The sequence below is a fragment of the Sulfitobacter sabulilitoris genome (assembly GCF_005887615.1).
Classification (GTDB): Bacteria; Pseudomonadota; Alphaproteobacteria; order Rhodobacterales; family Rhodobacteraceae; genus Sulfitobacter_E; species Sulfitobacter_E sabulilitoris.
Genome location: NZ_VANS01000007.1, coordinates 80,094 through 88,042, shown reverse-complemented (window position 1 = coordinate 88,042; position 7,949 = coordinate 80,094). Strand labels below are relative to the sequence as shown.

The following is a 7,949-nucleotide window of genomic DNA, read 5'->3' as shown; positions in this document are numbered from 1 at the left end:
AAGTAACCAGAAGCCGAACAAACAGTGAAGCTGACACCACATCATCGGACCGAAACCCTAGTGGCGCGATATACAGACGTTGATCCATCGAATGAACCAAACCGCCCACATATCTCTTCAGATATATATCAATGTCAAAGAGCGTAGAGACAAAAGTGACTGAGATGCGCCCTATCTTACCGGCGCGCCCCGCCTCAAATACCTCTGATTTTATCGTTCCGCCTCGTCTCGAAACTTCGCGTCTCCACTCCGTCCCGCCCGTCTGGCGCCCCCTTGGTGCATCTCTGCGCCGCCGGTGAGGGGCTATTTAGGGAAAGCCCGAGAGAGTCGCAAGCACCTTTTTCAACAAATCTCGAAAAAACTTCACCCCGCCGGTTTTTTCGGCAAATCACGCGACCTGTGCGACGGGCCTGCACCCCCCGCAGCGCGATGATAGCATGGTTCAGACGGGTGTTAGGCCCGTTTTTGTGACAGATCCCGGCAAGCCGCATTTTTTCCCGTCGCGGCCATTGCCCGACGCGCGGCGGCGCATGTGCGCCCCGTTCACCCCTGCCCCGCGAGAATCCCCTCGATGAGGATCTGCACCCGCAGCGCCTCTTGCGGGGTGGCCAGGAGATGATCGTGTCCCGCCATCATCCGCGCCACCTGATCAAGCTGCGCACGCAGGCTGTCGGCGCGCGGATCGGCCGGGTCCGCGCGCACCGGCTCCCAGGGGCCGCCGTCCGATACGGCCTCGCGGAAAAACTCCGATATCCGGTGCGACGTGGCGCTGCCCTTGATCGTCAGTTCCTGCCGGTCCGGCTGCGCGCCGCCGACGCTGACCATCAGCGTCACGGGCTGGCCAGACGCCGTTTCGAGCCGGGCGGCGACATGGGTTTCGCACAGCGCGGGATCGGCGGGATAGGTCGGGTGCGACCACGCCAGGCGCAGCGGCCCGAGGATACGTTCGGCGAAGAACACGAAATGCGAGACGACCTCGCGGGTCGGTCCGCCTTCGTCGCGAAAGCGTAGCCAGTCCGCTGCCGCCTGCCAGCCGCGGGGCCAATGAGCATAGGTGACCACGATGTCGGCCCCTGCCAGATCGCCCATCGCCCCGCTGTCGCGTGCCTCAACCACGCCCGCCATGGCCAGCCCCGCCGCCTGCACGAAGTTCACGGCGGCAGGCACGCCCGACTGCTCCAGCAGCGCGACCAGATCGCGGCTCTGCTCGATGTCCACGCCCAGCGGCTTTTCCAGAAACACCGCCTTGCCCTGCTCGGCCGCGGCAAGCGCGTAGGTCTTGCGCGGCGCGGGCGGGCAGGCAAGGTACACAAGGTCAGCCCCTGCGATCGCCGCCTCGGCGCTGTCGGTCACCGTGACGCCCGGCACCATGTCGCGCGCCAGCGCGCAGGCGGCGGCGTCCGGGTCCCAGACGGTGGCGGGGGCGAACCCCTCGTGCCGGTCCATGTGTTCGAGCATCCGGCGGCCCATGATGCCCAGGCCGATGATCGCGGTCGTGATGGTCATGTGTGTGACTTGTCCGTCTTGGGCCGCAGCGATGCGGCGGATTGATTGAACAGAACGGTGTTGTTGTCGGCCCGGTGCCGCCCGCCGTTCTGTTGGGATTTGTGCAGGTCGATGGCCCGCTGCACCGCAGGACGCGATTTGATCCGCGCCCGCCAGTCGGCCACGCGCGGGAAATCGTCAAGCGACGCGCCCAGCGGCTTGGCGATGAACGCCCAAGGGAAGGCCAGCATGTCGGCGATGGAATAGTCGCCGAGGATGTAATCACGCCCCTCCAGCCGGTTTTCAAGCACGCCCAGATTGCGGTCGTATTCGCCCAGGTAGCGTTTGAAGCCGTAGTCGCGCTGCCCGTCGGGCGCGTAATTGCGAAAATGGCTGAGCTGCCCGCCCATGGGCCCCTGGTTGCCGACCTGCCAGAACAGCCATTCCATCAGCGCCTTGCGCCCGCGCAGATCGTCCGGCGATGGCGCGAATTGCCCGGTCTTGTCCGCCAGATACAATAGTACCGCGCCGGATTCGAACACCGTCACGGGCGCGTCGCCCCAATCCGGCCCCGGCGCATGATCGACGATGGCCGGCATCTTCGCGTTGGGGCTGATCGACAGAAACCCGGGCGTGAACTGATCACCCTCGCTCAGCCGCATCAGGATCGCGCGATACTCCAGACCGCATTCCTCCAGCATGATGGCGGCCTTCCAGCCGTTCGGTGTGGGCGCGAAATACAGGTCGATCATTCGGGCGATCCTTGCGTGTCGGTGGCGACGCCTTCGGCGATCAGCGTGGCGATGGTGCCCGCGTCATAGCCCGCCTGCGCCAGAACGGCGGCGGTGTCCTCGCCCAGGCGCCGGGCGGGGAGCGGCACATCGACGGGCGTCGCGGTGAACCGCGCGGGGCTTCGGGTCTGACGGACGCGGCCGGCCTGCGGGTGGTCCAGTTCGATAACCGTGCCATTGGCCCGCACCTGCGGATGGTCAAAAACCTGATCGCGGGTCAGCACAGGCGCGCAGGGCACGTCATGCGCGCTCAGCCGCCGCATCCAGTTCTGCGTCGTATCCTCCAGCAGCGCCTCCTGCGTCAGCTCCAACCGGGCGGGTTTGTTGTCTTCGCGCGCGGCCACGGTGGCAAAGCGCGGATCGTCAAGCCATTCGGGCCGCCCCACCGCCGCGGACAGCCCCGTCCACGTGCTGTCGGTATGCGCCGACACCGCCATCCAGCCATCCGCCGTCTGATAGATCAGCTCGACGAAACTTTGCGCGTCGGCGCTTTTCTTCGGCTCGGCCTCGTCGCCGACAAAGGTGTAGCCCGCCATGTCCGAGCTCCACAAAAACGCCAGGACAGTGTCCAGCATGGAAACCTGCACGTGGCTTCCCTGCCCGCTGCGCGACCGCGCCAGCAGCGCGGCGGTGATCGCCTGGCTGGTCTGGATCGCGGTCAGCTTGTCGGGCAGGATCGTGCGCACCAGCCGGGGGCGGGCATCATCCGCGCCGCCCTGCACGCTGGCCAGCCCCGACAGCGCCTGGATCAGCGGGTCGTACACCGGCTTGCGCGCCCAGTCGCCCTCGAACCCGAAACCGGCGATCGAGGTATAGATGATATCGGGCCGCACCGCGCGCACCGCATCCTCGCCCAGGCCGATCCGCCCGGCCACGCCGGGGCGGAAATTCTGTACGAAGACATCCGCCGTTTCGCACAGTTTCAGCGCCGCCGCGACGCCGCGCGGATCCTTGAGGTTCAGCGTCACCGACCGCTTGCCCCGGTTGTTGTTGAGAAACGAGGCCGAAAAGCCGCCGCGCCGCCCTGTCACCTGGCGGCTGTGATCGCCGCCTTGCGGGTGTTCGATCTTGATCACCTCGGCCCCCTGATCGGCCAGCGTCATGGTGGCCAGCGGGCCAGAGATCATCGTGGTCAGATCGATGATGCGAAATCCGTGCAGGGGTCCTGCCATACTGGGGTCTCCGTCTTGGGGCGCGGGCGCGCGTTCGGGGGCACCCTAGCGGGCGATCCGCGGCATGGCCACCGCCCCCGCAGGCGCGGTTTTACAGGGCCTCGATGATCGTGACATTGGCGATTCCGCCGCCTTCGCACATGGTTTGCAGGCCATAGCGCTTTCCCCGGGCATGCAGGGCATGGACAAGCGTGGTCATCAGCCGTGCGCCCGATGCGCCCAACGGGTGGCCCAACGCGATCGCCCCGCCGTTGACATTAAGCCGCGCAGGATCGGCGCGGGTGTGTTTCAGCCAGGCCAGCGGCACCGACGCAAAGGCCTCGTTGACCTCGAAAAGATCGATGTCGTCGATGCTCATGCCGGCCCTTGCCAACGCCCGGTCTGTCGCGGGCAAGGGCTCTTCGAGCATGATCACCGGGTCGCCGGCCGTCACGGTCAGGTTCACGATCCGCGCACGCGGCCTGAGGCCAAGCCGTTTCAACGCCGCCCCGCTGACCACCATCACACCCGCCGCGCCGTCGCAGATCTGCGAGGCATTCGCCGCCGAGATCATGCCGTCCTCCTCCAAAAGCCGCACCGCGCCGATGCTGTCGGCCGTCGCGTCGGGGCGGATGCCCTCGTCGCGGGTATGCCGACCGCCGTCCACCGCAAGTGACACGATTTCATCGTCGAACGCCCCCGATGCCGTGGCCGCCGCGGCGCGCCGGTGGCTTTCCAGCGCAAAGGCATCCAGCTGCGCCCGGTCGAAGCCATGCTTGCGCGCAATCATCTCGGCGCCGCGAAACTGGCTGAAATCGCGTGTGCCATAGCGCGCCGCGATCCGGTCGCTGAAGGGCCCCTCGCCCAGCCCCGCCTTGGCGTGCAGCGCGACGTTGGAAAACATCGGCACGCGCGTCATGCTTTCCACGCCCATCGCGATCACCACGTCCTGGGTGCCCGACATCACCGCCTGCGCGGCGAATTGCACGGCCTGTTGCGAACTGCCGCATTGCCGGTCGATGGTCACCGCCGGCACGCTTTGCGGCAACGTCGACGCCAGCACGCAGTTGCGGCCAAAGGCAAAGGCCTGTTCGCCGCCCTGCGTCACGCAGCCCACGATCACGTCATCCACCGCCGCCGGATCGATGCCGCTGCGCGCGATCAGCGCGTCGATCACCTCGGCCCCCAGGTCGGCGGGGTGCCAGTCGCGCAGCGCGCCGCCCCGACGCCCTCCGGCGGTGCGGGCTGTCTCTACGATGTAGGCGTGCGGCATGGTCAGTGTCCCTGTCTGAAATCGGCGGCACGGCGTGCAATGACGGCGGCGATGCCGATCCGCCGCGGCCCAGTTTCGCGCGCCGCGGCGGCGGTCGCAAGCATGCGGTTCGCCCGGCGGTGGCCGCCGTCGCACTGGCAAGGCGCCCGCGCGCGCCCCGGCCCCGCGGTGCCGCGCGCCATGCCGGGCGCCGGTCTGCCCGTCACCGGCAGGCCTCCGCCGCCGCGACCGCAAGGCCGACCAGCCGCGGATACTGTTCCACCCGGGCCGCAGAATGGGCCGACGCCGCCGACCCGCGGATCACGCGCCCCTTGATGCCGTGAAAGATGGCGGCCATGCGGAAGAAATTGAACGCGATGTAGAAATCGTAATCGGGGATGCCGTCGCGGCCCGTGTTGGCGCAATATTGCGCTGTGTACTCCGCCTCGCCGGGAATGTTCAGATCGGCCGGCGTCACGTCGCCCAGCCCGGCAACGATGTCGGGCGGCATCCGGTACATCATCGCGTGATAGGCGAAATCCGCAAGCGGATGGCCCAGCGTGGACAACTCCCAGTCCAGCACCGCGATCACGCGCGGCCGGGTGGGATGAAAGATCAGGTTGTCACAGCGAAAATCGCCATGCACGATCGTCGTCTCGTCGCTGTCGGGGATGGCGGTGGGCAACCAGTCGATCAATTCGTCCATGCCCGGATCGCGGCCCGCGTCGGTGTCGGCCAGGTAGGATTTCGTCCAGCGGCTGATCTGGCGCGCGAAATAGTTGCCCGAACGGCCATAGTCGCCAAGCCCTGCCGCTTGCGGGTCGATCCGGTGCAACTGTGCCAGCGTCGCGTTCATCGCCGCGAAATACGCCGGGCGTTCGGATGCGGACACCTCGGGCAGCGCCGCGTTCCAGAAGATCCGGCCCTCGACCATCTCCATCACATAGAACCAACTGCCGATCACCGCGTCATCGGTGCACAGCCCATGAACATGCGCGACCGGAAAGCCCGCGCCGCCCAGCGCGGTCAGCACGCGCGCCTCGCGGTCCACGGCATGGGCCCCCCTTGCCAGATCGCCGGGCGGTTTGCGCCGCAGGACATAGGCGCGGCCCGGCGTGGACAGCTTGTAGGTCGGGTTGGATTGCCCGCCCTTGAACTGCATCACCGTCATCGGCCCGGCAAAACCGTCGACATGCTCCGCCATCCAGCGCGCCAGCGCCGCCTCGTCAAAGCGGAACCCGTCGCGCACCGGCGCCACCCCGAGGTTCGCGTCGGCGCTGGCGGCTCCCCTGGTCATGCTTCGGCCTGCGCCTTCCACTCGCGCTTGATCTTCTTGGCAAGGCTCCATTTGTGGACCTCGGTCGGGCCGTCGTAGATGCGGAAGGCACGGATTTCACGGAACACCTGTTCGACGATGGTGTCGGCGGTCACGCCCTGCCCGCCCATGCACTGCACGCAGCGGTCCGCGACACGCATCAGCGCCTCGCTGACGGCGACCTTTGCCATGGAGCTTTCGGTGGTCCCCGGCGCGCCGGTGTCCAGAACGTCGGCGCACCAGTAGATCATCAGCTCGGCCTGTTTCAGGTCGATCCGGTTTTCCGCCAGCATGAAGCCGACGCCCTCGTGATCGACCAGCGGCTTGCCGAAGGCCATCCGCCGGTTGGCGTAATCCGTGGCGATCTCATGCGCGCGGATGCAGGCCCCAAGCCAGCGCATGCAATGGCTGAGCCGCGCGGGCGCCAGCCGCACCTGCGCATATTTGAAGCCCTCGCCCGCCTCGCCCAGCATCTGATCGGCGGGCACGCGCAGGTTGTCGATGGCGATCACCGCATGTCCGCCGGGCATCGAGCTGTCGATGGTGTCGAGCACCCGTTCGATCCGGATCGCGGGGTCCGGCAGATCCACGAGGAACATGCAGGCGCCATCGCCGGATTTCGCCATGATGATTCCCATGCCCGCACCGTCCGCGCCGGTGATGTAGGTCTTGCGCCCGTTAATGACCCAGTGGTTGCCGTCCATCCTGCAGGTGGTCTGCATCATCGACGGGTCCGAGCCCGCGCCGCCCTCCTCGGCGGGTTCGGTCATGAAGAACGCGGACCGCATGGAGCCATCGACCATCCGCCCCAGAAAGCGCTCCTTGAGCTCGGGCGAGCCGACCTTGCCCAACAGGAACATGTTGCCCTCGTCGGGGGCGCAGGTGTGGCACGCGAGCGGCCCCAGCGGCGACAGGCCCGACCGGATCAGCACCGCCGCCGTCTCGCGCTGGGTCAGGTGGCCGCCCCCCTCGAGGATATGCGGCGTCATCACTCCCGCCGCGCGCCCCAGCGCCTTCAACTCATCGGCCAGCTCTTCCGATGGGCCATGCGCGCCCAACCGCGGGTCGCGCTCGAACGGCACGACCTCGGCCCGGACAAAGGCCTCGACCTTGTCGGCGATTTCGAGGGCGCGGGGCGATATGCCGGCGGTTTCCAGATGTGTATTCATTTCGGAGCCATCCTGATTGCGCCGTCCAGACGAATTGTTTCGCCGTTCAGCATTGGGTTGTCGATGATCGCCGCGACCATGCGGGCGTATTCGCGCGGATCGCCAAGGCGGTTGGGAAACGGCACCTGCGCGCCCAGCGACGTCTGCGCCTCGGGCGGCAGGGAGGCCAGCAGCGGAGTGAGGAACAACCCCGGCGCAATGGTCATCACGCGGATGCCGTGGCGGGCGAATTCGCGCGCGATGGGCAGGGTCATGCCGACGATGCCGCCCTTGGACGCGGAATAGGCGGCCTGGCCGATCTGCCCTTCGAAGGCGGCGACGGACGCCGTGTTGACGATCACGCCGCGTTCCTCGCCCAGCGGCTCGGCGCGGTGCAGGGCCGCGGCGAATTTTGACAGCACGTTGAAGGTGCCGATCAGGTTCACGTTGATGACGTTGGCGAATTCCCTCAGCGGGATGGCGTTGCCGTCGCGGCCCACGACCTTGGCGGGCGGGCCGATCCCGGCGCAATTGACCAGTATGCGCGCGGTGCCATGCGCGGCCTCGGCGCGGTCCACCGCCTTGCTCACCGCGGTCTCGTCGGTCACGTTGACGGGAAGAAACAGCCCGCCCAGCGCGCGCGCCTTCTGCGCGCCCAGGTCTTCGTTCATGTCGAAAATCGTGACCTTGGCGCCTGCCTGCGCCAGCATGTCGGCGGTTGCCCCGCCCAGCCCCGAAGCGCCACCAGTCACGATGGCGGATTGACCTTCGATGTTCATGTCACGCACTCCTTGGATATGGCGGGAT

Annotated in this window: 7 protein-coding genes; all 7 read right to left on the bottom strand. The window is 67.2% G+C overall.

All coding sequences use genetic code 11. The features are described 5' to 3' along the window. Nucleotides 1-543: 543 nt before the first annotated feature. The gene (locus tag FDT80_RS17760; RefSeq protein WP_138663674.1) at nt 544-1,506 is read right to left on the bottom strand and encodes a Gfo/Idh/MocA family protein; all 963 of its coding nucleotides are present in this window, start codon (nt 1,504-1,506) and stop codon (nt 544-546) included. Then, entirely contained in the window at nt 1,503-2,237 is a 735-nt protein-coding gene (locus FDT80_RS17755; protein WP_138663673.1) for a glutathione binding-like protein, read from the bottom strand. Before FDT80_RS17755 ends, FDT80_RS17760 begins: the two co-directional genes overlap by 4 nt. Then, entirely contained in the window at nt 2,234-3,448 is a 1,215-nt protein-coding gene (locus tag FDT80_RS17750; protein ID WP_138663672.1) for a CaiB/BaiF CoA transferase family protein, read from the bottom strand. Before FDT80_RS17750 ends, FDT80_RS17755 begins: the two co-directional genes overlap by 4 nt. Before the next feature lie 91 nt (nt 3,449-3,539). Continuing rightward, complete coding sequence (locus FDT80_RS17745; protein ID WP_138663671.1) at nt 3,540-4,700, bottom strand: acetyl-CoA C-acetyltransferase; 1,161 nt, start codon at nt 4,698-4,700, stop codon at nt 3,540-3,542. 202 nt (nt 4,701-4,902) lie between these two features. After that, nucleotides 4,903-5,976, bottom strand: coding sequence for a phosphotransferase (locus FDT80_RS17740; RefSeq protein ID WP_212733879.1), 1,074 nt, complete (start codon nt 5,974-5,976; stop codon nt 4,903-4,905). Continuing rightward, entirely contained in the window at nt 5,973-7,163 is a 1,191-nt protein-coding gene (locus FDT80_RS17735) for an acyl-CoA dehydrogenase family protein (RefSeq protein WP_138663669.1), read from the bottom strand. Before FDT80_RS17735 ends, FDT80_RS17740 begins: the two co-directional genes overlap by 4 nt. Then, the gene (locus FDT80_RS17730) at nt 7,160-7,921 is read right to left on the bottom strand and encodes an SDR family NAD(P)-dependent oxidoreductase (protein WP_138663668.1); all 762 of its coding nucleotides are present in this window, start codon (nt 7,919-7,921) and stop codon (nt 7,160-7,162) included. The genes FDT80_RS17735 and FDT80_RS17730 overlap by 4 nt, the downstream gene beginning before the upstream one ends. Between the last annotated feature and the right edge of the window lie 28 nt (nt 7,922-7,949).